Origin of the sequence: Sporolactobacillus vineae DSM 21990 = SL153 (assembly GCF_000377985.1) — a bacterium.
Taxonomy (GTDB): domain Bacteria; phylum Bacillota; class Bacilli; order Bacillales; family Sporolactobacillaceae; genus Sporolactobacillus; species Sporolactobacillus vineae.
The window spans coordinates 1-23764 of record NZ_KB899057.1 but is presented as its reverse complement, the minus strand read 5'-3'; the positions used below and the strand labels follow the sequence as shown (position 1 = coordinate 23764).

The following is a 23764-nucleotide window of genomic DNA, read 5'->3' as shown; positions in this document are numbered from 1 at the left end:
CAAAGTTGACCTTCCGGGGTGAGGTGGTCACGGATCCATGGCAGCTTTAAAGTTCATGCTGACCGCTTAATTCGTCCTGGATTGCTTTGGCTACTTCGTCCGTAGTATTTCTTCCGCCGATATCCGGTGTTTTTATACCCTTCTCAAGGGTATGCTGCACCGCATCAAGCAGCAGCTTCCCCATCTCGAACGCGCCGAAATGGTCCAGCATCATTTTGGCAGTCCATATCTGACCGATCGGGTTCGCCAGATTTTTTCCGGCGATATCCGGTGCCGAGCCATGGACGGGTTCGAACATCGATGGGAATTCGCCGGCCATGTTGATGTTTGCCGAAGGGGCGATACCAATGCTTCCCATTAATGCGGCGCCCAGATCTGTAAGAATGTCCCCAAATAAGTTGCTTGCGACAATGACATCGAAAAATTCAGGGTGCATCACAAGTTTCGCGGAAAGGGCATCGATATGAAACTGGTCGGCCCGGACATCGGGGAATTCTGCGGCGACTTCATGAAAGACTTCGTCCCAGAAGGGCATGGTGTACGTGATGCCGTTCGATTTCGTTGCTGAAGTGACATGCCCTTTCCGCGATTCCGCCGCTTTGAAGGCGTAGCGCATCGCTCTTTTTATCGCTCTTCGGGAAAAAACGGCATTCTGAATGGCGATTTCATTGTCTCCGCGAAAGATCCGGCCGCCGATTTCGCTGTATTCACCCTCACTGTTTTCCCTGACGAACAGAATATCAAAGTTGTCAGGATGAGCGAGCGGCGATGCAATGCCGTCGAGATATTTTGCCGGCCGGATATTCAAGGTTTGTTCGAATCCGCGGCGGATGTTGATCAGAAGCCCCCAAAGCGATAAGTGATCCGGAACTTTTGCCGGATCGCCGACGGAACCTAAGAAGACGGCATCGAATTTTTTCAAAAATGCCAGCCCGTCATCCGGCATCATTTCTCCATGCTCCAGATAATAGTCGCAGCTCCAGGGAAGCCAGGTCCACTGAAATTTAAGCCCACCGCGAACGCGGCATAACGTATCGAGTACATGAATCGCAGCAGGAACCACTTCTTTTCCAATCCCGTCCCCGGGGATCACAGCGACTTTTAGATTCTTCATCCCGCACGCCCTTTCTGATCAGTTGTTAAGTGTCATTGCTGATTTCATATATACATACTTTGATGTTTACTGCGAGAAATCCTGCCTGCCCGGCTGCGTCATACAGGAGTTTATTAATTTTGTAGTACAATTAAAAATAGCAGAATGGATCATTTTAATACGTGAAGGATTCTGATCCAGGATAAGGGGAAGGATTGAATCAATGAAAGTGACTATTTTAGGCGGGGGCAATGAAATAGGTGCTTCCTGCACTTATATTCAGATCGGCGGGACAAGCCTGATCGTTGATGCCGGAATGCGTGTGCATGGGGATGATGTCATGCCGGCGACGGGAATGCTGGATCAGCTGGACAAGCCGGCCGCCATTCTCGTGACCCATGCTCATGCCGATCATATCGGCGCATTGCCGGTGATTCACCGGATTTATCCGGACGTGCCGATTTTCGCCACACCGCCGACTGCTGATCTGATGCAGATCATGATGCACGACTCTTTTAAGATTATGAAACAGCGCTGCCAGGATACGCGGACGCTGATTCCCTATACGAAGGAACAAATGGAGGAAACGTTGCGCGCTGTCCGCCTGTTTCCTGCAAGCGGATCGATTCGGTTTGGGGACTTGTCGGTGAGGCTGCACCGTGCCGGCCACATTCTCGGAGCAGTGATGTTTGTTCTCGAAGGCGGCGGGGAAAAGTTGCTCGTCAGCGGTGATCTAAGCTTTAATGCCGGGCGGACGATTCCCGGGGCGGAAGTGCCGTCCGGTGAACGGCCGGATGCGATGCTGATTGAATCGACATACGGCAACCGGGAACACTCGGACCGGAATACGGAGGAAAAGCGGCTGGCGGACAACGTGGCCGAAGTGATTGCCGGAGGCGGTTTTGCACTGATTCCGGCGTTCGCCCTCGGACGGGCTCAGGAAGTGTTGCTGATCCTCCAGGACTATATGGACCGCGGGCTGATTCCCGAATTTCCGATTTACGTGGACGGACTCGTGACGCCAATCTGTAAAATTTATCGCCGTTATCCACAGTATCTCAAGGGTCCGGTTGCCCGGAGGATCCGGATGCACGGTGACGTTTTTCTGACTGAAGGCAGATGCACAGCTGTTGAACCGAAAGACCGGGAAAACGTTCTAAGGGGGAAACCCGCTTGCATCGTTGCTTCTTCCGGTATGCTGATCGGCGGCGCCAGCGTCTGGTATGCCGAACGGCTGGTTTCCGGAGATAAGAACGCTATTTTCATTACCGGTTATCAGGATGAAGAGAGTCCAGGGCGCAAACTGCTCAGTCTCGCGGAAGGTCAGAGCAGGGAGCTTGAGCTCAATGGTACGCTGCACCCCGTCCGCTGCCGTGTCGGTAAATACGGTCTGTCCGCGCACGCCGATGCCGGCGAGCTGACCCGGTTTGTCGCGATGGTCCGGCCGTCCCGAACACTAATCGTCCATGGTGACGATGATGCCCGCGTGGCACTTCAGGAGCGGATTGACCGCCGCAACCGGCCGATGCTGTCGGAAAATATGGAGACGTATACGTTTGAAAGGGAGCCGGGAAGGCCGGCCGGAGTACAGATGGAGCAGCCGCATGGCGCGGATGACAGGGTCGGCAAGGTTCTTCTTTACCGTGAAGACGTTCAGGATGAGCTGAAAATAGCGCTGTGTGTCGGTCTGCACCGAAAGACCCGGTCGTTTGTCTGCCGGACACCGAAAGGGAAGATGATCCGCCTCGTTGCCGAACAGGTCACCGAAACGCTTGGCGGCTGGAACCGATCATTCGATGAGCTGAAAGAATCAGCTGATAAAGTGCTTCGTTTTTCGCGTCCTTTTCTGGAAAAAATCCGCTGGGACGATGTGGCGGAGGGGACGTACACTTTTGAGAAGATCGCCGGTCTCTGCCTGCCGGAGGATGATCTGAAACTGCGGATTACCCTGGCTTTGGCTCTTCAGAGTTTATCTGCTGCATCCATCGAGCGAGATGGATCATGCGTTCGTTATCGGCTCAACCATGAAAATTTAACAAAGCTGTCGCAGCTGGCGCTGCCGATCCAGGGGATGAAGATGAATAAAGCGCTGGCGATGGATCAGGTCCGTACACTGTTCGCGGCCAACAGGCATTTTCTGCGCTGCGGCGTTGATTCGTCGGACGGGCGTGAACAGATCACGCTTTACTTTGATTTTCCCGCCGTTATCGGTTCAGATGAACGGAAACGATTAAGGGAGCGTATCCTGTCGGAAACCGGATGGACTGCGGTTATTTCTGAATCCGTTCGCATTGATCTGCTTCAGGCTTTGATTAATGAACAGTTCGGTACGAGCGGCTCGCCGTCGATTTATCTGGAATCGCGGACGGCTGGTCTCCCGATCGCCCGCCCGGAGCATGCGGCGGACAAGATCGAGCGAATCCGCAAAGAAACCGGATTTACCGTCGTCTTCAAAAGTGACAGCGAAGCGGCAGCACCATCGGCTGGCCAGGATCCCTTTTATCAGGCGAAAACGCCGTCACCGGTTATGGAAAATAATGAAGCGATCCGCGAGACCGGCCGCTGGGCCAAAGACCGCGGAATCACGCTCTACAAAGCGAGCCTGAAGCAGACGGGTGGAAAGACTTATATGGAGGTCCACTTCATTACGCCTGAAGTCGCCCGGCGTCACGAATCGGATCTGGAAGAGCTGTCCTACCGGATCGGCCGTCCGGTCACTTATGCCCGGAATCCGAAGCAGAACGAAATCATTCGGATCGCTTCGGAGAAAATCCCGGCATCCTGGGGCATGACGAAAAACCCATCGCTGCATACCGCTCAGGCCGAACTCTCCGTCCGGCTTCCAGAACAGCCACCCGCAGCAGAACTGCAGCAGATTTGCGATACCATCGAACAGCTGACCGGCTATCGGTTGATTATTGATATGCGATAGGTACTGGAGGCCGTGGATACACGGTTCGCGGAAAAATTTAGGCTGAAGCTCAGCAGAATCAGCATGCCCATGTTGAAAATTCACTATTTCGGCTGATCTATGTGTTGCTGCTATTCAAAAAAGTATCGTTTTTGTAACCCTGATTTGCCAGGTTTACTTATGAACGGCTCATTTTTCCTGAAAAAGTGCCTGAACAGCAGAATTTTTTATCTGATTTGGACCAAAACTCGGTCATTCACGATGAAAATAAAATGTGCCCTGCCGCATTCAGACTCTGAATCGACAGGGCATACATGTAAACGCTCAAATTATTAAATATACCGGGTAATGTTCGTCCAATGCGATCTGGGAAAATCATTAAAGATGTGTTCGGGGGCATACTTGCTTCGGAAACACAAGAGGATGTTGATTATTGCGCTTGCTTCAGGTTTCTGATTTCACCTTCATGGACAATTGACCGTAATGAAAGAGTGGTCAGTACCTTTGAATGCTGTTCAAATTTTGTGTTCAGTTCGGTAATGGCTTCTGATTTTTTTACAACTTGATCCTGGATTGCGTCAACTTTACTTTCAAGCCGATCCAGTCGCTCATAAATACCGTTGAACTTCTGATCCATCGTACCGAACCGCTGATCAATGGCTTCGAACTTCTGATCCATCGCGTCGAGCCGTCGTTCAATTGCACCAAACCGCTGATCAATAGCTTCGAACTTCCGGTCGATTTCTTCGAATTTCACTTCGAACTTATCAAGTCTCTGATTGACTTTATCGAACCCGTGCTGCATTTCTGTGAGGATTAGCTTCACTTCGTCATTCATCGTTTCACACCTCCTTACGTGGATTTGTCCTGACACAAATATTATATCTGGAAATGCCGGGCTCGTATATATTTTTTTTGATCGCATGCACTACAGGTTGTGATCCGTTTGGATCCGGAACAGTGCTGTTTCCAAAGGATGTCTTCTCGTATAGGCCGAAGGGCAGCACATGATCAACGTGTTCTTTTTGACTGGATTTCATACCTGTGGCAATTTTGTGAAGCCGGTAAAACCGTTTTCATTTACCAACTGTTTTTCGTTGACAAAATGGCTCTGAGTGTATATATTAAAATTAGTTTCAGAGATAAATAATTAATTGAAATTAGTTCAATTTTTAAAAGGGAAAAAGGGGGATGGAAGCACTTCTTATGGATTCTGCATCGCAAACCTTTTTGCCGGTGAGTAAAAAATCAAACATCAGGAGGATGAATAAGATGACAAAGTATAACTGGGGTATGATTGGTACTGGATGGATCGCACATGAAATGGCAGATGCATTGAACAGTGTTAACGGAGAAATTTATGCGGTGGCGGATGTGAATGAAAAGGCGCTGCGCACATTCAGCAGCGAAAAGCACATTCAGCATTCATATCTGAATCCGGATGAAATGATCAACGATCCGAATGTTGACGTGATTTATATTGCCACGCCGCACAATTTCCACTATGGTTATATTATGAAGGCATTGGAGGCGGGCAAGCACGTGTTCGCCGAAAAAGCGATCACGGTGAATGCGCAGCAGCTGAACAATGTCCGGAAACTGGCGGAAGAAAAAGGGCTGATTGTCACTGAGGGCCTGACACTGCTGCACATGCCGCTGTACAAAAAGATCAAAGGGCTGATCCAGTCTGGAAAACTTGGCCAGATCAAACTGGTTCAGGTGAACTTCGGCAGCCTGAAAGATTACGACGTCCGGAACCGTTTCTTCAATAAGGATCTGGCCGGCGGCGCGCTGCTGGACATCGGCGGTTATGCCACTGCTTTTGCCCGTTCCTTCTTAAAGTCGCAGCCGGTCAGCGTACTGACGACGGTCGACTATTTTGAAACCGGCGTGGATGAACAGTCGGGGATCATTCTGAAAAATCTCGATGATCAGCTGGCGGTGATGGCGCTGTCAATGCGGGCAAAACAGCCGAAACGCGGTGTGATTTCCGGAACCGGAGGATATATTGAAATCAGCAATTATCCGCGGGCAACCAGGGCGTCGATTACTTACACCGAAGATGCGCACACGGAAACCCATGATGTGATCACTGCCGGTGATGAATCGCTTGCCCTGCAGTATGAAGTCAGGGATATGCAGCGCTATATCGAGCAGGGCCATGACGACGGCGAATTTGCTCTGTCGTTCGACGTGATGAATATCCTGACCAATGTACGGAATCAATGGGGCATGAAGTATCCCTTTGATCAGATAAAGAGTGAACAGGAAGAAAAATATGGAGTCAAATTATAAGGCATTTGTCAATCGTATCTATTCACACCTGGGCAAGTTTTCCAAATCGGAAAAGAGCATCGTCGATCTGGTCATCAACGATCCGCAGTTTGTGATCAATGCGACGATTTCACAGCTTGCCGGGCGGGCCAAAATCAGTGAGGCGTCGGTGTCCCGTTTCTGTAAACGGATCGGCCTGAACGGGTTTCATCATTTAAAAGTCATGCTGGCCCAGGTTTCGGTCGTCAATGACGAGACTCAGAATAATCAATCTCTGCACAGCGAAGATAAAACCCTGGAGAAACTGATGGGCGATAAAAAGGATGAGATCGAGGCGACGCTGGAGGGGTTTGACCCGGAGACTACGAAACAGATCATTCGTGTTATAAAAGGGTCCCGGTTGATTCAGGTGATGGCGGAGGGCAATACGTTCCCGGTGGCGCTTGATGCCTGCTTTAAGTTCAACCAGATCGGACGGCTGGCCTTTACGGCTTCTTCCTGGGAAGTAGCGATGGGACAGACGCTGAATCTGACGGATTCCGACGTGGTCATGGTCATTTCCAACTCCGGTGAATCCCGCCGGCTGATCCAGCTGATCAATACAGCCAGGAAAAATCAGGCGACCGTCATTACGCTGACGAACAGTGACCATTCGCCAATGGCTGCACTGGCGGATTATAACATCGTGACGGCGAGCCGCGGCACCATTTTTATGTCGGAATACTTCTTTTCCCGCGTGTCTGCGGTGACCGCTGTTGAAGCGCTGTTCATGCTGCTGATTGCGGACGATCCGCAGCTGAAGAAGCACATTCAGAAGCATGAATTGCTGATCGCATCGAACAAGATCTGAACAGAAGGAATAAAAGGAGCCTGAAATGTGCCGACCCAGCGCATTCCAGGCTCCTTTTTTCGTGTATTGAATCTCCTCAGGCGAGACCGCTGACGACGACGTTCAGCGCACTGTGTTCAAAAAATTCCCTGATCTGTTCCACGTCCTCTTTTTTCAGTAACGGTGTATTCTTGAGCGCATACGCCTGATCCAGATCCTCGTATTTCTGGCTGCCGAACTGATGGAAGGGCAAAATATGAAGTTCATGAATCCCCTGTTCCTTCAGATAATCGCGGATCTGTTCCAGATTTTCCTGCCGGACTGTGTATCCGGGAATCAGCGGGACTCTTGGAATGAGTTGCACGGTTTTCGTGCGCAATGCGGCTTCAAAATTCGTTTTGATCAGGGACATTTTGTCGCCGATAATCGCTAATGCACGTGCAGAATCCATAATCTTCAGATCGAACAGGATTTGGTCAGCATACGGAAGCACTTTTTCAAACTGATGCAGGGGCAGTGATCCGGCTGTTTCGATGGCCGTACTGATCCCCAGTTCTTTAGCAGCCCGGAGCAGTTCGGAAGCGAAATCGGCCTGCATCAGCACTTCGCCGCCGGACAGCGTCAGACCGCCGCCGGATGTACGGTAAAAAATTTCATCTTTCTCCACTTCGCGGATGACTTCTTCGACCGACATCCAGCGGCCGAGGGTCTCCGGTTTCTTATTTTTCATCCATACTTTCGGCTGGACCGTCCCCTGAGATTCTGGGTTGGAACACCACGGACAGTGAAGCGGGCAGCCCATGAGAAAGACCATCGTACGGATGCCGGTTCCATCGTGAATGGAGTAGCGCTGGATAGTGAAAACCAGACCTTTTGTCATAAAGCAGACCTTCTTTACAGAACATGTTCGCAGCGGGCAATGATATCGTCCTGTATCTTCTTATTCAGATCGATGAAAAACGCGGAGTAGCCAGCGACACGGACAATTAATCCGGTATATTTTTCCGGATGCTTCTGCGCGTCAAGGAGCGTTTCACGCGACTGCACGTTGAACTGGACATGACGGATTTTCAGCTTTGTGAATGCCATCAGGAAATCGGCAAACTTATTGATGCCGGCTGTTCCGTTCAAAGCGGACGGCTGAAACTTGAGGTTGAGCAGACTGCCGTTGACGGCGAGCATGTTGTCGATTTTGCTGACGGATTTCAGAACGGCGGTCGGGCCGAGCTTATCGCGGCCGACCATTGGCGACAGTCCGCCGTCGGCAAGCTGTTCCTGTGCTTTTCGGCCGTCCGGGGTGGCACCGACATCTTCACCAAGCGGAATATGGGCGGAAACGGTATAGGCCCCGGCGTTGAAGACGCCGCCGCGGATATTCCGGTATTTATCCAGTTCGCAGGCGAAATGCCGGAAAATTTTCGCGGCGATCTGATCAATTTCCGGATTGTCGTTGCCGTATTTACCAAAATCAGAAATGAAATGCGCACGCAGAGGCGCATACTTGCCTTCAAAATCGGCTTCCAGTGCATCTACAAGTTCACCGAGTGTCATTTCGTGATTTTCAAAAACAATTTTTTTAATCACATAGAGTGAATCGCTTAAGTTCGCTTCACCGATACCCTGTACTCCTGAAAAGTTGTAACGGGCTCCTCCGGATGTGACGTCCTGACCGTTTTCAATGCAATCTTGAATCAAGGTGGACAGGAACGGGATCGGAGCAAATTCCTTGTGGGCGAGGTCGACGATGTCGGAACCCGCCGTGACCGCCTTAACATAATCATCAATTCGGCCAAACAGATAGTGCGTCAGCTGGCCATAGGTCAGGTGCTTGCGGTCGCGCAGTTCATACAAGCAGATCTCCATGACGCGAAGCAAGTTGAACAGGGCAATGTCGTGAAGGCCGTATGTCCGGCCGGGAATGGTTGTTTCCACGCAGCCGACCACTGCATAGTCGCGTGCATCATCCAGGGAAACGCCCTTGCTCAGGAAACCGGGGATGATGACTTCATCATTGAAAATCTGCGGAATGCCGGTGCCGAGCCGGATTGTCTCGCAGGTTTTGACGAGAAAGCTTCTCGGGATCAGTTCGTTGATGCGTACAGACAGATTGGGCTGCGGCAGCCGGATCTGCTGGTAAAGGTCCAGCATCTCATAGGACAACTCGTTGACAGACGGCTGCCCGTATTTGTCCAGACCGCCCAAGGCAACCGTATAGCCGGTCGGGAATCCAGCGAAACATTTGGCACTTTCACGGCTGCGCAAGAGCACGACATCATTGGTCTTGATGTAGAAATCGCCGAGCACTTCCCGCAGAAAAGATGAGGGAACGCCTGCTTGAACGGATGCGTCATAAAATGGGTACAGATATTGATCCATGCGTCCCAGTGAGAGCGAGGAAGCATTGGATTCATACTGCCCGACAATGCTGGTCATCCACAGAAGCTGCAGCGCTTCATAAAAGGTTTGCGGTGCCTGGGTGCTGAGCCGCCGGCACATCGCCGCCATCTCGTTCAATTCGATTTTTCTGGACTCGGTCACACCCGGCTGCAGCGCCAGGTCATGTGCCTTTTCAGCGTAACGGAGAAAATGGCGGGACATAGCGGCGTAGATCAGCTGTCCGGCCTGGTAAAAAAGATTGTCCGGATATTGCTGCCGTTTAGCCTCTAGCTGCTTTTGATAGAAGCTAATCCCATGGTTCAGAATTGATGCGAAGTCCATGATAATATGGCCCTGCCCCTTGTCGGTCTGATTGAGTTTGATCACCCGGTCGTCTACGGCTTTTTTGGCATCGGAAGTGATTTTTCCATTGATAAAATCTTTCATCGAACGTCCGGACCAATAGGGGAGCAGCTGATCGCGGTAAATCTTCTTATCTTCTTCAGTGAATTCAAAAGCATCCTGTGGGCGATTGTGGATGGTGTCGATTTCCTCCATAATCCAGTAAGGATCCATTTCCGGAGACAGGATGCCGCTTCTCGGCGCGATCGTCCTGTTTCCTGCGAGCAATTCACCTGGGCGGATACTGATCGCAACATGGTCAAGAATATATGCGGTTGCTTTCGCCCGGCGAATGATCTGCGGCTGGCCTTCCGTTTCTTTGTCGCTGGCTGTGAACAGTAGGGCACGTTCCAGAGAAATACGTCGCTTTTGCTTAAACAGATTGGCTTTCATTTCATCAATCCGGCTGGTTTTTCGTACGGTCAAAAAGGACGGCTTATGTTCTGTAATCGTTTTCATTCCTACCATTAGTGAAACACTCCTTTACTGTTTCTATCCTAAGTATAAGGGTTTGCCGGGAACAATCAATGAAAAACTTGGAATTTATGTGCTATAATAACGATATAGCACATAAGTGCAAACTATTTCATTGATTTCGTTGATTTTACCTGGATCAGAACATGAATCAGAATGGAGTATCGGCAGACAGTGAAAGCAGCAGAAATCCAGCAGCGGCGCGATCAGATTGCCCGCATGCTTGCGGAACAAAGTAAAGTCAAAGTGAATCGGCTGACGGATCTCTTTCATGTTTCAGATGAAACGATACGCAAGGACTTAAAGTACCTTGAAGGGCAGGGCATCTTGCGCACGGTCTATGGCGGTGCGGTAAGCGACCGGTCTGATTTTATCGAACCGGTCATGCAGCGGACCACGACTTTTCTCAAAGACAAGCAGAAAATTGTCAAGCGGGCGCTTGCTTTCATTCCTGAAGACCGCTGCATCATCGGACTCGATCAGGGCAGCACTGTCGCATTGCTGGCGCATGAACTGAATCAGTATCGAAACAAAGTTGTGATAACCCGTTCATTAACATCCATCCTTGAATTGATCCATGGGACGAACGAATTCTACTGTATCGGCGGCAAATATCAGCCGGCCGATATGTCGTTCCAGGGGGAAGCGGCAGGAGGGCTGATGCACAATATACAGCTGGATATCGGCTTTTTCGGGTCAAGCGGGATCCTGGACCGTAACGGGATGTGCTCCTCAAGTCTTGCGGATGCGGAAATGAAGCGGACGATGCTCGATCAATGCCGGCTGAAAGTGGTTCTGATTGATCACTCAAAATTTTCCCGGAGCTCATTTGTTAAAGTGGCTGACTGGGAGGCCATCGACTATGTGATCACGGATAGAGAAGCTCCTGAGGATGCACTCCGCGAACTCAGGAGTATGACACAAGTCATCATAGCAGAATAAAACATACTGCCTGTTGATGAACGATAAAAAGAGACTGCTTCAAGCTTCATTTTTGGCTTTGAAGCACTCTCTTTTTCAGCTTTCAGGAAGATCCCGCGGTGTCAGTTCCTGATGTTTCTAATATGGTTACATGGATTACATAATTTTCAGATCAAGATCAAAATCCTCATCGTCATGATTAATTTCTGACTTTTCCGTTCGACTAACGACCTTTTTTTTCAGTAAAAGAATCATTGTTGTGGTTACTGCAACACCAATTAAAGAAGCAAGGATGTAGAAAAATGGATGGCTTGAGACAAGGGTAACGATCCAACCGCCCCAAGGTGCAGGATTTCCAGCACCAAAGACCATGGCCAGACTGGCTCCGATTGCAGAACCAATCATATTGCTTGGAATCACTCTCAATGGATCGGAAGCAGCAAACGGTATCGCTCCTTCTGTAATCCCGACAAGTCCCATCACGAGAGCCGGTTTTCCTGCTTCACGTTCTTCTACGGTAAATTTATTCCTTGAAATCAGTGTCGCGGTACCCATTGCCAGTGGAGGGATGCAGATTGCTACACCAATTCCGGCCATGATTGACATCGCTGTGGCACTAGGAAGTCCAGTCGCTGGATTAATGGTTCCAACCAGTGCGGCTCCGAAGCTGAATGCCACCTTATTAACCGGGCCACCCATGTCAAAAGCTATCATAGCACCTAAGATAATACCAAGGATGGCGAGATTGCCCGTTCCCAGCCCCTGAAGCCAGTGTGTCATTGCTGCCATTACTGAAGATATTGGACTGCCGATCACATAAACCATGATACTGCCGATGATAAATGTACCAAATAACGGGATAATCAAGATCGGCATGATCGACTTTAATGCGGACGGGACACGAATCTTTTTCAGATAAAAGACGACAATTCCTGAAAGAATACCGGAAATCAGTCCGCCTATGAAGCCTGCTCCTATTTGACTTGCCAGTAGTCCACCGATCACACCCGGAGCAATACCTGGACGATCAGCCATTGAAAATGCAATGTATCCCGAGAGAATAGGAACCATCAATGAAAGGCCTGCTTTGCCAATGAGTGCGAGCTGTCCGAGAGAACCAGCAGAAGGAACAGCCGACTTGCCGGAAAGAAGAACACTTAGAGCAAGCAAGACGCCTCCTGCAACAACGAATGGGATCATATACGAAACACCTGTCATCAAATGCTTTCGCATTCCGGCCATTAATTTTTTAAAGTCGTTCATCGATTATCGCCTCAATTCGCATTTATTGTTGAAAACTTAGCTGCTAACTTTTTGATTATGATTGAACCTTTTTGGATACACTCGCTGGTACTGATTCGAAGAACTGGTTTTCCTTTGAAACGGTTTTCATTTTTTATACCAATGTCGTTTGTCAGGATCACTACATCTGCTTCTCTAATTTCAATTGGTTTTAACTCATTTTCGATGCCAATTGATCCTTGGGTTTCGATATGCACTGATACGCCGTTTTCCTTACATGCTTCCTGAAGACTTTCAGCTGCCATATAAGTGTGTGCTACCCCGGATGGGCAAGCTGTAACGCCGATGACTTTCATATTACCGCCTCCAAAGTTTTGTTAAGAGTTTCACCAATAAGGCTGATTACCTCAGAACTGTTTTCAGCCTGGAAAAGCCGTTCACGAAAATCTTTATGAATCAATTTTCGCGAGAGCTCGGAAAGAATGCGCAAGTGCTCATCGCCTTTACTCTTTTCAGGAACAGCGAGAAGAAAGATCATTTGAACTTTTTCTCCATCCAACGAGTTCCATTCAAGAGGTTCAACTAATCTGCCAATTGCAACAGATACTACATTGACGGCATCTGTTTTTCCATGGGGAATAGCGATGCCAAAGCCGATACCCGTTGTTGCCAGTTTCTCCCGTTCTATGACATTGTTAATGTAAGCGTCAAAATCATTTAATCTTCCACTATCTCTCAGCAGACTGCCAAGCTTATTAACAGCTTCCTGTTTCGAGTGGGCAACAATATCCAGGTTAATTAACTTTTCGCTAATGACGTTCATTGGAGAACCTCCCTATTTTTAAATTAATGAAAGTGGTTAAAATGAAAACGTTTACAGTTAATTTCACCATGATTCTTTCTTCTCGACATCTTCAGTATAAAGGCTTATGTTTAAATGGAAAGACATTTGTAGCACATTTAAACAAGCTAATTCATCAAAAATGGCTTAACAAAGGCGTTTTAATGAACATAAGCAGATTATATATGACACAATCGTGCAACTCGGAGGGAAAATTATGGAGGAAGATAAGAAGAAGCTTCTGACTAAGGTCGCTTATCTCTATTACATCAAAGGGGCGACCCAGACTGAAATTTCCAATGAACTGAACATCTACCGGACGACCATCAGCAGAATGTTGAAGAAGGCACGTTCCGAAGGCATTGTCGATATTCAGATTCACGATTTTAATCCGGATATTTTTGAATTGGAAAGCCGATTGCAGAAACGTTTCAAAATGCGTGATGTCGTTGTGGTACCGACGCGTTCCGAAGACACAGAAACGGAAAAAGCAGACAAACTGGCAGAGGAAGCAGCTTATTATCTGAAGCATTTAATCAACGGGCAACAAACTGTGGGGTTCAGCTGGGGGGAGACGCTGGCCGGTCTGATCGGTAAGCTTAAAGGGAATAAGCAGACAGGTGCGACCTTTGTTCCGCTGGTCGGCGGGCCGAGCCACGTCAACGCACGCTTTCATGTGAATGCGATTATTTATGACCTGTCCAAGTATTTTGGCGGCGAATGCATCTTCATTAATGCCGGAGCCATTCAGGATTCGAAATTATTACGTGACGGTATCACGAAATCTCAGGGTTTTCAGAAATTCTATGAGCTGTGGAATCACCTGGATATCGCCGTGTTCGGCATCGGCGGACCGCTGGGCATTGAAAGTCACACCAGCATCTGGCGTGATTTTCTGACCCAAGCAGATCAGCACAGCCTGAGCCATCATCATGCGATCGGCGACTGCTGCTGCCGCTTCTTTGATTCAGACGGGCGCCTGATCAAGGAAGGCTTGTATAACCGGACCATCGGCATCGATCCGGAGCTGTTGAAAAACGTACCGCACTCAATTGGTGTCGCGCGTTCAGCGGCGAAAGCACCGTCCATTCGTGCTTTTATGAAAACGGGCATGATGAACACACTGATCACAGATGATGAAACAGCTCGGAAGATACTTGAATAGGAGCTGCACTAATGTGCAATTTGTATCCGCTTTTATATTCATAAATGCCGCTCTATCAACGCTTCTTAGAACCGGAGACCATAAAGGAAGAAGACGGCAACCTTGATTCAGACAGATATGTGCTATCATTTACTTGTTAGCAAAGGAGATTAAGAAAAATCACATATGTGCATGGACTTAAAAAAGGGGTGTAAGTCATGGAATTTCTTTTGGATACGGTTCATCTGGCGTCAATCAAAAAGTATGTGGATATCATTCCGCTGGCAGGCGTGACCTCGAATCCATCAATTATTAAAAAGGAAGGGAAAGTCGACCTTTTTCAACATTTGAATGCCGTTCGTTCATTAATCGGGCCGGAAGCTTCTCTCCATGTTCAGGTCGTTGCTGGCGATACAGAAGGCATCCTTAAAGATGCACATGCCATTCTGGACCATATTGACCGAAATGTGTTCATCAAAGTTCCGGTTACGGAAGCCGGCCTGGCAGCGATAAAGCAGCTGAAACGTGAGCAGGTCCATGTCACGGCCACGGCAATTTATACAAAATTCCAGGGCTATCTGGCGATTGAAGCCGGCGCCGACTATATTGCGCCCTATTTTAACCGGATGGAAAATATGAATATCGATGCCAGAGCAGTCATTTCGGAATTTGCCAGAGCCATTGAGCGTCAGCACAGCCACACAAAGATTCTTGCGGCAAGTTTCAAAAATGTGGGCCAGGTAAACAGTGCTTTTGAAGCCGGATCCCAGGCAGCAACAATGAGCGCAGACATTCTTGCCAATGCCCTGGGTATGCCGGCAATCAAGAAAGCAGTTGATGATTTCACCTCAGACTGGGAATCCGTATATGGCGCGGGAGAAAAAATCTATACACTGAAGCAGGACATCCCGGTCTGAATTTAATTCCAGGTTAATAGTAAGCGCTGCCAGATCCAGAAGCAGCCAGAACGTCAGCACATGTCTCAAGTGCGGGCCATCCGGCTGCTCTTTATTGTAGTTCACCCCTATTTTCATGTAAACTTGGGACAGGCCGTATACTGAATTCACTTGTGCGACACGAAAGGGTTACGCTTATGTTCATTCAATGCACGAAAAAATTACTGGATCAGATGAAACGGCAACCGGAGCCGATCGCGGGTGAGGAACAGCCGCTGTTTTCCTGGCACGCCAATCTGTTGACGATCAACCGGCGAAAAACAGTTGTTCTGATGAATGATGCAAGTCGTTATCCCATCATTCTTTATGGGTTAAAAGCTGGAGATTTCAGTCATCTGGAAACTCATATTATTGAAGCAATTCGTCAGGTCTGGTCTGATGCACGAATGAAACCAGAGGTGATCCAGCAGTACCTCGGCAGCTCACCGCATTGTATTTTTACGAAAACAAAGAATCGAAAAAGGGTCGCGCAGCTCACTCAAATTTGCGTAAATGCCTCGATTTTTATGAACAAAATGGATCCTGAACAAATGATCCAGAGCCTTGTCAGCCGGAAGGCCGCTAAAGAGTTTGTCGGCGATGGGAAAGGTGATTATTATTATCCTTCAAAAAAACTGTATGAACAACTTGAAGGCTTGGCTGGATCGCCGATTTTCCGATGTTCGGCGGCAACGATGAAAGTGACGCTCAAGCTTAGAAACCATAAAATCTGGCGACGGCTTGTTATTCCGGTGGATATTAATTTTGAACAGTTTCATGAACTATTACAGACGGTGTTTGGCTGGACAGACAGTCATTTGCACGATTTTACTGTTTATAAAGGAAACCGAGCCATCGTCAATCTGGTCTGTGATGATGAATCCTTTGATTTCCCGGGAAATGTGCCGATGTCTATGGAAACAGATCACCTTTTGTCAGAATATGTTTCTCCCGGCACACGAATCACTTATATCTATGATTTTGGCGACAACTGGGAGCATGAAATAATGGTTGAATCTATAGATAAAGATTATCCGAAAATTGATCCGGAATGTCTCGCCGGGGAAGGTACCACGCCGCCGGAAGATGTCGGCGGTGAACCCGGTTATGAATATTATCTTGAAGTCATGGCGTATCCTCATCACCCGGAATATCAGACAATGGCCGAGTGGAGTGGTAACAATTTATCCGCGAATTTTAATCTGCAAATGGTGAACAATCAACTTAAATATGTTCTGTGAACCGGGAATCAAAATGCTGGTAAAGAAGTGACCTGGAAGTTGAAGTACAGGGAATCCGGAATGCCGGATGAAGCGTTATGGGATACCTTTTTCAGACCAGTAAAAATTCTACAGCAGCTCGGTGTTGATCAAAAAGTACGCACACTGGTAGACATCGGCTGCGGTTACGGCACGTTTCTTATTCCGGCGGGAGGGCTGCTGGTATTGATATTGATCCGAAAATGATTGACGCCTGCGAGAAAAAAATCCAGACGCAGCACCTGAAGAATATTGATCTTCTGTGCGGGGATATTTCAATGGCACAGTCCGGACTTCTTCTCCTAAAAAAAAGTGGCCCTGCCGCCCTATCATTTCGGCCTTGTTTTTACCAGAATGAAGAAGTAAACAGTTTGGCGGTTTAATTATGTTTCGAAAGATAAAATTCGGGTATTTAAGTCATGATACGACAAATCTCCTGTCAGAGGTACTCATGACTCTGACAATCCCCCCACTCTTTCCCCGCGCTAGGACAGGCGGGGATTACTTTTTGTCTGGGGAGCAGGAAAGATGAAGACGCTCCGAAACAGGCCCAAGACGCTCCGAAACAGGCCCAAGACGCTCCGAAATCACGGAAGGTTGCACCTAATCGTTCCCAAGTCGCACCGAAACCACGGAAACTCGCACCGAATTGCACTGAACTCGCTCCGAACTTTCCAAATTACTCAGATTTCCGGATGATACCGGGCGGGCTGTCCAGTATCTGAGCTTTAAGCAGGCCTTTTCGAATCTTGCCGGATACGGTTTTCGGCAAACTTTTGATAAAATGAATCTGCCGCGGCCGTTTGAACTCAGCCAGATTATTTTTGCAGTAATTTTTCACTTGCTGCTCGGTCAGTATCGCGTCTTCTTTCAAAGAGATATAGGCTGCGACGGATTCGCCGCGAACCGGGTCCGGCAGACCGATCACTGCCGCGTCTTTGATTGCGGACAGGTGATCGAGCACTTTTTCGACTTCTGCCGGGTAGACATTCTGGCCGCCGGTGATGATTAGATCTTTTTTTCGATCAACAAGATAATAATAGCCGTCGCTGTCTGTACGGGCGAGATCGCCGGTATGCAGCCAACCGTCACGGATGGTTTTCTTTGTTATTTCCGGGCGGTTCCAGTAGCCGGCCATGATGTCCGGACTGTGAACGAGCAATTCGCCGACTTCACCGGGAGGCACATTTTTTCCCCGCTGATCGATGACCCGGAGCTGCACATCCTCAAACATTTTGTTCGTCCCGCATGTCCCGGGATGTTTTCCGTCCGGGCGGTCAAGCAGTTCGATCGACACGACCGGCCCGCTTTCGGTCTGGCCATAGCCCTGGACAAAAGGGATGCCCATGATCGTTTCTATCTCCTGCTGCAGCGGAACCGGCATCGGGGCACCGCCGACCAGCGCGAAGCGCATCGATGCAAAAGATTGCTCGGTCCGTTTCCGCATCAGCTCGTCCAATATTAATCGATACATCGACGGGACACCGCAGAGAAATGTTGCCTGATAGTTGCGGATATCGTCAAGGACACCGCGAGGGCTGAAGCGGTTGCGAAGCACAAAACGGCCCCCACAGGCCATTAATGGAAACCACTCGCATATCGGCGCGAAAATATGTGTGTAGGACAGCGTGTTGACGGACACATCATCGTGAGTATAATGCCACTGATCCTTAAGTCGAAACGCATTATGGAGAAAACGCTGATTCAGCAGTACAGCGCCTTTAGGATGACCGGTCGTTCCGGAAGTATAGTAAATGGCGAGTGGATCGTCTCCGGCTACCGTTTCCGACCAGCGATCAGGCTCCTGGATCAATTCGTTCCAGGCAATTACGGATGTATCCACCGTACCGCCCATCTGAATCACCCATTTCAGCCTGTTTGCCGTATCGCACTTTTTGACTTTTTCGATCCAATCAGGAGATCCGATCACTGCCACGGCCTGAGAATCATGCAAGAAGTAGGCAATTTCCGGCACCTGAAAAGCGGTATACACAGGAATATATAAGGCGCCGAGTCGGGCAACCGCTGCAAAGGCGACCAGTTCCTCTGGCGTATTATCCAGTCCGACAAGGATCCGGTCGCTTTTTTTCACGCCAAGACGTTTTAATGCCGCGGCAACATGGGATGCCTGCTCATCCACCTGGCCATAGGAAAAAGATCTGTTCTGGTAGTAGAACAGCGTCTTTTCAGAGAAAACATCAGCCTGGTGATGAAGCAGCGCGCTTAGTGTCATCGTATCCTCAGTCATTTTGCCAGCCCCTCCTCTTAAAACGGTTACATTTCTCCTCTGGTTAAAATGATAGGATGGTTTGAGGCAACAGGCAAGCGAGACAATCCTTCAGAACACCCAATCGATTTGCCAATCAGCCGCTTTTTTTGGTAAATTGTTCTTAATCATTAAAAATCGATATTATAAGAGAAAGGCGACGCTTCATGTCAAAGCAAGGAAAATTCAAGCAAGAAATCTCGCTATCTGATCTGACCTTTATCGGTCTGGGATCGATGTTTGGTTCCGGATGGCTGTTTGCATCGAGCCAGGTCGCAACGATTGCCGGGCCGGCAGGTATTCTGTCGTGGGTGATCGGGGGCATCGCCATCCTTCTGCTTGGGCTGGTGTTCGCCGAACTGGGTGCGGCGCTGCCGCGAGCCGGCGCGATCGTCCGTTTTCCGGTCTATTCGCACGGACCAATCATCGGCTATCTGATGGGGTTTATGAATCTTGTTGCCTTCACCAGTCTTTCGTCGATTGAGGTTGAAGCGGCGCGGCAGTATCTGGCTGCGTGGATCCCCGGATTCACGCAGAAAAATTCGACGCTTCCGACGGTATCCGGCTGGCTGTTCCAGCTTCTGCTTCTGGTCATTTTCTTTTCTTTAAATTACTGGAGTGTCCGGATTTTTGCCAAGTCTAATACGGTGATCACGCTTTTTAAATGGATTGTCCCGACACTGACGATTCTCATTCTTTTCTCGCAGATCAAACCGGGCAATTTCACAGTTGATGGATTTGCGCCATTCGGTTTTTCAGGCGTTCAGAAGGCGATATCGACCGGCGGGGTCATGTTTGCCTATCTGGGCCTGACGCCGATTCTGTCTGTTGCCAGCGAGACGAGAAATCCCAAAAGGACGATTCCGCTCGCTCTGATTTTGTCGGCCGTTCTGTCGACAATCATCTATATTCTCCTGCAGTCGGCCTTCGTTGGTTCTGTTCCCACCCGTACACTGACATCGGGGTGGGGCGGCATCTCGGATCAGTTCCGTCTTCCATTCAGAGACATTGCATTGATGCTCGGATTCGGATGGTTTGCGGTGATCATTGTGATGGATGCCATTATTTCACCGGCCGGAGCAGGAAACATTTTCATGTCCTCTTCTCCGCGGGTGGTTTACGCCTGGGCAAAGAGCGGGACATTGTTCAGGCTATTTACGCGGATCGATAAAAAGTCGGGTGTTCCGCGGCCGGCGCTTTGGCTCTCTTTCGCTTTCTGTGTTTTTTGGACACTGCCTTTCCCGTCCTGGCAGGTGATGGTCAATGTCGTTTCGGCGGCACTGATCCTGAGCTACGCCATCGCGCCGATTTCCGCGGCGGCACTGAGACGGAACGCTGTCGGGCTGGAACGGCCATTCTACCTCAGAGGGATGCCGGTCATCGGGCCGATATCGTTTATCATCGCTTCGCTTGTCGCCTATTGGACGGGCTGGACGACGATTTCCTGGCTGCTCGGATCGCAGATTCTGATGTATCTGGTCTACTTGCTTTGCCGGAAAATTGTCCCGAAGGATCAGGTCGGATTCCGGCAGCAGATTAAATCTTCGCTCTGGCTGATCTTTTATTACATCGGTTTGATGGTCGTTTCTTTCTTCGGTACATTTGGCGGGAACCATCTGCTCACTCAGCCATGGGATGTGCTGGCCATCGTTATTGTTTCCCTGATTGCTTATTACTGGGCACTCTTTTCCTGCCTGCCGAAAGCCGTGCTCGACAAAGCATCGGAAGAAACAGAAAAAAGTCCGGGTTAATAAAATTCACATAGAAGAGGTTGGATGCCCCATGCGTTTTTATCCATTGAAAGTGGCTGATTTGGAACGGAAGCTGCCGTTGATCCGGATTTCCGATTCGATCGAAATTGCCAGTTTTGTGATTCTTGGAGATGCAGAACTGGTGGTTCATGCCGCTCAGGAATTAAAGAAAAAGCTTCCGGAGGCAGATTATCTGCTTACAGCGGAAGCTAAGGGGATTCCTCTTGTTCAGGAACTGTCACGAGTACTTGGTAAGCGTCGTTATTTCGTTGCCAGAAAAAGCATCAAACCATATATGGCCGAGCCTTTTGTTACTGAAGTTCACTCAATTACGACGCAAAAGAAACAAATTTTGTGCCTGGACAAATCAGAAAGTGAACAGATTAAGGGAAAGCGTATTCTCATTGTTGACGATGTGATCAGTACCGGCGAATCGCTTCAGGCGATGGAAAAGCTTGTGAAGCAAGCCGGCGGGATCATCGCAGGCAAGGCTGCACTATTGGCGGAAGGCAAGGCCGCCGATCGCCAGGACATTATTTATCTTGAAAAACTACCGGTCTTTCCAGTGAACGGAGATTAAGCCCTTTCGGCCAGATCGATGATCGATGAAAAGAAGGCATCCCGGTCCACGTCGTAAACAATCTCGACCGGGCGGCCATCCTCTGCGGTTTCTATTTTTCCCTGACTGGGTTTTTCTACATGAACCTTGGTCCGAACTTGTTTCGTCTGAACGAGATCCGGGAAGCCGGCTACTATCGTGGTGAGCACATCCCAGAGATAATAAGTCGCGTTCGTTTCAAAATGGACCAGCGGCGGGACGGAGGCATAGCACTGCCCGATAAAGTCAAGACCGATGTATTCGCGCAGCCTGGCCCATTGATTGCGGATCGGGATGGTCAGCGGAACCTGATTGGTGCTTTCAAGTGCCACCATCTTTATATTCAGACGGCTCTGCCAGACACGGGCGACGGCTTCAGGGTCCCAGAATGCGTTCCATTCGGCAGAACCGTCGTGTTCAGGTTCAAGGACATTGCCGACCGGATTTAAAGTGCCACCCATCCAGATTAATTGTTCAATCTTTTCTTCAATGTCCGGAGCCTCATCCAGGGCACGGGCAATATCTGAGAGCGGACCTGTGCAAAGTAATGTTATGGGCTGATCGGCATGATGTACTGCCTGAATCAGGTGTTTGTGTGCGGGCAACGGACTCACAGGTGTATCCATCTTCCCGGATTCATTCAGAATGGGGAGGGCGTTGATATAGAAAGAGCGCATCCGCCATTCCCTGGGAAAGGGATTCATTCCACGTGAACTGGAACGGGCAACCTCAATTTGTTGCCGGCTAAATCGGTCGATGATTTTACGGCTGGCTTCGGTTCCGGGTGTCAGATAGCCGTCGGCCGGGATGACGGAAACACCGCTCAGCGTGACGTGTTCCATTTGCGTCAGCAGAAACAGTGATACCAGGTCGTCAACATCGGCATCATGTAGAAAATATATGGATTTCTTGTTCATGGCAAGCACGCTCCTGTTTTAATGACTGTTATGGTAATGCTTTAACAAAAAGACGATGGATGAAGACCGCTCTCTTCATTTCCATCGCCTTTTCATAGTATTTAGGTAGCTGATTTATTTGGTTAGAGAAGCGGCATAAGTCTGATATTCTTTATCCGTGGTCGGAACGACGATGCTTCCGTCAATGATCTTCTTTTGATACTGCTTCACTTTAGCAAGCACGGACGGCTTAACATTCTTAGTTGTCGGAGCGATACCGACGCCTTTTTCGGCAAGGCCGTACTCGAGAACTTTACCACCGGGGAATTTGCCTGACTTAGCTTTGGTTGAAGCGTCATCAATTGCCTGATCGACACGTTTCACCATCGAAGTTAGGGTGACGTTCTGCGGCAGTCCCTGATCATATTGATCTCTGTCGACGCCGATGACCCATACCTTCTTGCCGCTCTTGGCCCGGGATTTAGCTTCGGTGAAAACGCCGTTTCCCGTATCTCCGGCAGAGGCATAAATGATGTCGGCGCCTTTGCTGTATAAGGTTGCGGCAATGTTGCGTCCCTTATCCGGCGAAACAAAGCTGCCGGCATATTGTGTGTAGATTTGAGCTTTAGGATTGACGGTCTTGACCCCGGCCTTAAACCCGCTTTCAAACTTCTTGATCAGTGCTGAATTAACACCGCCGATAAAACCGACCTTATTGGTCCTGGTTGTCAGTCCGGCGACAACACCAACAAGGAAAGACCCCTGCTGTTCTTTAAAAGTCAGACTGGCTACATTTATTAGCGGCTTATTGTTCTTGTCTACTGCGACACTGTCAATCAGAGCGAAGTTCTGGTACGGATGCTGCTGGGCAATCTTCTGAAGATCCAGTTGCATCTGGAAACCAATCGCCACAATCAGGTTATATTTTTGTACGACCAGCTGATTTAGGTTTGGTGCAAAATCACTCGGCTGTGTGGATTCGAGGTATTTTACGTCAGAACCGGTCTTGAGATGGTTATCTTTGGCGAAGCGTTCCAGCCCTTCCCAGGAAGACTGATTAAATGATTTGTCATCAACGCCGCCAATTCCGGTAACCATAGCGACCTTGAAGAGTTTTTCCTTCGAACTTCCAGATGAACTTGCACTGTTTCCACAGCCAGAAAGAATTGCTGCCATGATCACTACAAACGTGATCAGGACGGTCAATTTCCTCAACACGAATCAACCCCTTGTCAGTTGTAACATTCATTTATAGGGATACTATATCCTATTATTGAGGAAAAAGATAGAGCACTTTACCAAAAAAGCGAACAATTAGATTATATGAATCGCTAGTGTTCGCCTTTTTTGCTCACTCGAAACAGCATGCTTTTTTATTCCAAATCGAAAAAAAGTTATCGCTCACATGGCCGCTTTTGACGAATCACCTTGGTGGGGACTGCTCTGGATCGCCATGATTTGTCGCAGCCCGCTGTGAATCAGGACGAAAACGAACAGCCAGCCGACCACGATGAGTGCGGCGGGCTTGATCAGAACATTGTCCATAACAGGC

The 23764-nt window shown here is 48.9% G+C and carries 20 protein-coding genes; 10 read left to right on the top strand and 10 right to left on the bottom strand.

What is annotated here, in order from left to right:
* Positions 1 to 46: 46 nt before the first annotated feature.
* A complete protein-coding gene (locus D889_RS0112835) occupies positions 47 to 1114 on the bottom strand; it encodes a tartrate dehydrogenase (protein ID WP_010632414.1) in 1068 nt (355 codons plus the stop codon).
* 202 nt (positions 1115 to 1316) lie between these two features.
* Here D889_RS0112835 and D889_RS0112830 point away from each other — a divergent pair, with 202 nt between their 5' ends.
* Complete coding sequence (locus D889_RS0112830; RefSeq protein ID WP_010632415.1) at positions 1317 to 4025, top strand: MBL fold metallo-hydrolase; 2709 nt, start codon at positions 1317 to 1319, stop codon at positions 4023 to 4025.
* 409 nt (positions 4026 to 4434) lie between these two features.
* Here the strand turns inward: D889_RS0112830 and D889_RS0112825 are convergent, their stop codons facing one another.
* On the bottom strand, positions 4435 to 4842 hold the full coding sequence (locus D889_RS0112825) for a hypothetical protein (protein ID WP_010632416.1): 408 nt from the start codon (positions 4840 to 4842) through the stop codon (positions 4435 to 4437).
* A 434-nt stretch (positions 4843 to 5276) separates the two neighbouring features.
* On the opposite strand from D889_RS0112825, the gene D889_RS15015 reads away from it, so the two are divergent.
* Together D889_RS15015 and D889_RS0112815 are read left to right on the top strand one after the other, a co-directional pair.
* Positions 5277 to 6299: a Gfo/Idh/MocA family protein gene (locus D889_RS15015; RefSeq protein ID WP_033403979.1), complete on the top strand. Its 1023-nt coding sequence runs from the start codon at positions 5277 to 5279 to the stop codon at positions 6297 to 6299.
* Entirely contained in the window at positions 6283 to 7128 is an 846-nt protein-coding gene (locus D889_RS0112815; protein WP_010632418.1) for a MurR/RpiR family transcriptional regulator, read from the top strand. The genes D889_RS15015 and D889_RS0112815 overlap by 17 nt, the downstream gene beginning before the upstream one ends.
* A 76-nt stretch (positions 7129 to 7204) precedes the next feature.
* On the opposite strand, the gene D889_RS0112810 is transcribed toward D889_RS0112815, so the two are convergent.
* Complete coding sequence (locus D889_RS0112810) at positions 7205 to 7987, bottom strand: glycyl-radical enzyme activating protein (protein ID WP_010632419.1); 783 nt, start codon at positions 7985 to 7987, stop codon at positions 7205 to 7207.
* A 14-nt stretch (positions 7988 to 8001) separates the two neighbouring features.
* Positions 8002 to 10353, bottom strand: coding sequence for a formate C-acetyltransferase (locus tag D889_RS0112805; RefSeq protein WP_010632420.1), 2352 nt, complete (start codon positions 10351 to 10353; stop codon positions 8002 to 8004).
* Between the two features lie 180 nt (positions 10354 to 10533).
* On the opposite strand from D889_RS0112805, the gene D889_RS0112800 reads away from it, so the two are divergent.
* Entirely contained in the window at positions 10534 to 11301 is a 768-nt protein-coding gene (locus D889_RS0112800) for a DeoR/GlpR family DNA-binding transcription regulator (protein WP_010632421.1), read from the top strand.
* A gap of 135 nt (positions 11302 to 11436) precedes the next feature.
* Here the strand turns inward: D889_RS0112800 and D889_RS0112795 are convergent, their stop codons facing one another.
* From D889_RS0112795 to D889_RS0112785, 3 genes are read right to left on the bottom strand one after another with little or no spacing between them, the layout of a single operon-like run.
* Positions 11437 to 12543, bottom strand: a complete 1107-nt coding sequence (locus D889_RS0112795; RefSeq protein WP_010632422.1) for a PTS fructose transporter subunit EIIC — start codon at positions 12541 to 12543, stop codon at positions 11437 to 11439.
* A gap of 11 nt (positions 12544 to 12554) precedes the next feature.
* A complete protein-coding gene (locus D889_RS0112790; RefSeq protein ID WP_010632423.1) occupies positions 12555 to 12878 on the bottom strand; it encodes a PTS fructose-like transporter subunit IIB in 324 nt (107 codons plus the stop codon).
* Positions 12875 to 13345, bottom strand: a complete 471-nt coding sequence (locus tag D889_RS0112785; RefSeq protein ID WP_010632424.1) for a PTS sugar transporter subunit IIA — start codon at positions 13343 to 13345, stop codon at positions 12875 to 12877. Before D889_RS0112785 ends, D889_RS0112790 begins: the two co-directional genes overlap by 4 nt.
* Positions 13346 to 13580: 235 nt before the next feature.
* Here D889_RS0112785 and D889_RS0112780 point away from each other — a divergent pair, with 235 nt between their 5' ends.
* The 4 genes from D889_RS0112780 to D889_RS15780 all read left to right on the top strand — a co-directional run bounded on the left by D889_RS0112780 (position 13581) and on the right by D889_RS15780 (position 16908).
* Positions 13581 to 14528 (top strand): sugar-binding transcriptional regulator, encoded by a 948-nt coding sequence (locus tag D889_RS0112780; RefSeq protein WP_010632425.1) that lies wholly within the window; start codon positions 13581 to 13583, stop codon positions 14526 to 14528.
* Positions 14529 to 14725: 197 nt separating this feature from the next.
* Positions 14726 to 15424 (top strand): fructose-6-phosphate aldolase, encoded by a 699-nt coding sequence (locus D889_RS0112775; RefSeq protein WP_010632426.1) that lies wholly within the window; start codon positions 14726 to 14728, stop codon positions 15422 to 15424.
* Positions 15425 to 15600: 176 nt separating this feature from the next.
* Complete coding sequence (locus tag D889_RS0112770; protein ID WP_010632427.1) at positions 15601 to 16683, top strand: plasmid pRiA4b ORF-3 family protein; 1083 nt, start codon at positions 15601 to 15603, stop codon at positions 16681 to 16683.
* 27 nt (positions 16684 to 16710) lie between these two features.
* The gene (locus tag D889_RS15780) at positions 16711 to 16908 is read left to right on the top strand and encodes a hypothetical protein (protein WP_202948140.1); all 198 of its coding nucleotides are present in this window, start codon (positions 16711 to 16713) and stop codon (positions 16906 to 16908) included.
* 472 nt (positions 16909 to 17380) lie between these two features.
* Here D889_RS15780 and D889_RS0112755 read toward each other — a convergent pair whose 3' ends face one another.
* On the bottom strand, positions 17381 to 18949 hold the full coding sequence (locus D889_RS0112755) for a class I adenylate-forming enzyme family protein (RefSeq protein ID WP_010632429.1): 1569 nt from the start codon (positions 18947 to 18949) through the stop codon (positions 17381 to 17383).
* A 185-nt stretch (positions 18950 to 19134) separates the two neighbouring features.
* Here D889_RS0112755 and D889_RS0112750 point away from each other — a divergent pair, with 185 nt between their 5' ends.
* Positions 19135 to 20718, top strand: coding sequence for an APC family permease (locus tag D889_RS0112750; RefSeq protein WP_010632430.1), 1584 nt, complete (start codon positions 19135 to 19137; stop codon positions 20716 to 20718).
* 31 nt (positions 20719 to 20749) lie between these two features.
* Entirely contained in the window at positions 20750 to 21298 is a 549-nt protein-coding gene (locus tag D889_RS0112745; protein WP_010632431.1) for a phosphoribosyltransferase family protein, read from the top strand.
* Here the strand turns inward: D889_RS0112745 and D889_RS0112740 are convergent.
* Positions 21295 to 22233, bottom strand: coding sequence for a nucleoside hydrolase (locus D889_RS0112740; protein ID WP_010632432.1), 939 nt, complete (start codon positions 22231 to 22233; stop codon positions 21295 to 21297). The genes D889_RS0112745 and D889_RS0112740 overlap by 4 nt on opposite strands.
* A gap of 114 nt (positions 22234 to 22347) precedes the next feature.
* Positions 22348 to 23430, bottom strand: coding sequence for a BMP family lipoprotein (locus D889_RS0112735; protein ID WP_026039116.1), 1083 nt, complete (start codon positions 23428 to 23430; stop codon positions 22348 to 22350).
* Between the last annotated feature and the right edge of the window lie 334 nt (positions 23431 to 23764).